The 2,119-nt window shown below is 70.5% G+C and carries 1 protein-coding gene; it reads right to left on the bottom strand.

The window, feature by feature from the left end:
* Positions 1-2,119 (bottom strand): condensation domain-containing protein (locus B0T39_RS24590; RefSeq protein ID WP_141111404.1); only part of this gene is annotated, 2,119 nt, incomplete at both ends.

The raw sequence follows: 2,119 nt of genomic DNA, 5'->3' as shown, positions 1-2,119 counted from the left end.
CGTTGGCAGCAGAGTCCGATGCGCTGCTCCGGTAGCACGCCGAGCTGGAGCAATTGCCGGGCCAATTGATTGGCGCGGGCGTCCAGCTCGCGGTAGCGTAGCGCGGCGGTGTCGCCCTGGACGGCGACGCGCTCGGGGAAGGCCTGGGCGGCGTGTTCAAACCAGCTGCAAAGGTCGGGATGGGGCGGGGCGATGGAAACGGGCGCGGGGCCCAGGGCCTGGGCGGTTTGCTCGGCGTTCAGCAGCGGCGCGGCCAGCCAATCGGCGTAGGTATCTTTGGCCAGCGACGCCAGCGCCTGTTGCAGATAGCCGGCCATATCCTCCATCTGCGGCGCGTCGAATTCCGCCTCGTCCCAGGCCAGCGTCAGCTCCAGGCCTTGGTCGCGCGGGTCCCGGCTGAACTGCACCAGGCAGGGGAAGTCGGTTTCCTCGAACACTTCCACGCCTTCCACCGTCACGTCGGGCAAGCGCAGCGCCTGTCCGTAGACATGAAAGTGGATGTAGTTGAAGCCGACTTCGAAACCGCGCCTGCCGTGGTTCAGTTGCATGATGGCGGCCAGCGGCAGGCGGCGCAGCGCTTGCAAGGCCGTTTCCTCGGCAAAGACGCGGCGCGCCAGTTGCGCCCAACTGCCGGTTCGCAGTGCCACGCTCAGCGGAACGGTGTTCAGGAACAGGCCCAGCGCGGCGGCGCTGTCTTCGCGCTCGGGGCGGCTGTGGGTGACGTAGCCGGTGCTGGCGGCGGCGGAACCGGTCAGCAGCGCCAGCACGCGCAGGTGAGCGGTGAGCAATACGGTTTTGAGCGGCAGCGCCAGCCGCGCGGCGGCGGCGTCCAGCGCCATGGACAGTTCGGCCGGCAGCATGCGGCTGAGACGGCGGACGCTGCGCGCGCCGCCCGCGGCCGGCTGAGGCCTCAACCGGGGCAAGACAGAGGCTTCCAAGCCGGCCAGCCGTTGCCGCCAAGCCGCTTTCAGCTCAGGGGCGTTCTCGGCTTGTTTTTCCTGTTCGATGAACAGCGCGCTCAGCGCGCCGGACGCGTCGGCCGGGCCGGCGCTTTGCGCGTGCCGCGCCAGCCGCAGCAGGTCGGTGACCAAGGTGGCCACGCTCCAGCCGTCCAGAATCGCGTGATGGAAGCTCAGCGTCAGCCGCGCGCGGCCGGTGTCCAGCCGGAACAGGGAGAGGCGCAGCAGCGGCGGGGATTGCGGCTGGAAGGGCCGGGCTTTTTCTGCGGCGACGAAGTCGGCCAGCGCCCGGCTTTGCGCTTCGGGCGCCAGCGCGCGCAAGTCGGCGACGCTTAGCGGGATGTCGCCGTCGCGATGAATCAGCTGCAGCGGTTCCGAGTAGGCGTTCCAGTGGAAGGTGGTGCGCAGCGCGGCGTGGCGTTCCGCCAAGCGGCGAACAGCGGCGCGCCAGGCGGCTTCGTCCCAGGGCAGGCGCAGATCGAAGCTGAAAATGTCGTGGAAGATGGCGCCGTTTTGCGACAGCTCGCTGTGGAACAGCATGCCGGCCTGCAGCCGCGACATGGGCAGCGCTTCGATCACGTCGTCCGGCAAGCGCAGCCGGTCGGCGTCGGAAATCAGCGAGAAGGCTTGCCGCGCGGCGGCGCTTGCGCCGTCGTCGGCGGGCTCCGGCGCTTCGCACAGCTGGCGAATGGTGGGCCGGCTGAACAGCTGTTGCACGTTGAGGGCCAAGCCCTGGTCGCGGGCGCGAGCGACCACTTGCAGGGAGAGGATGGAATCGCCGCCCAGGGCGAAGAAGTTGTCGTCGATGCCGGGCAGGGGCACGGCGAGGACGTCGGCCCAGATGTGGGCGAGCGCGCGTTCCGCGTCGGAGCGCGGCTCGACGCGCGGCGCGTCGCTGGCGGCTTGCGCGGCCGGCAGGGCGGCGCGGTCCACCTTGCCGTGATGGGTCAGCGGGAAGCGCTCCAGCGCCACGATAACGGCGGGCAGCATGTGTTCGGGCAACTCGGCGGCCAGCGCGGCGCGCAGCGCGGCCGGTTCGGCGTCGCCGACGGCGTAGGCCACCAGCCGCGGTTCGCCGGCGGCGGGACGGTCCAGCAGGACCAGCGCCTCGCGCACGTCGGGCAGACGGCACAGCGCGGCTTCGATCTCGCCTAGTTCGA

The sequence above is a fragment of the Chromobacterium haemolyticum genome (genome assembly GCF_002081825.1).
GTDB classification, from domain to species: Bacteria; Pseudomonadota; Gammaproteobacteria; order Burkholderiales; family Chromobacteriaceae; genus Chromobacterium; species Chromobacterium fluminis.
This window is presented reverse-complemented; position numbering and strand designations above follow the sequence as displayed.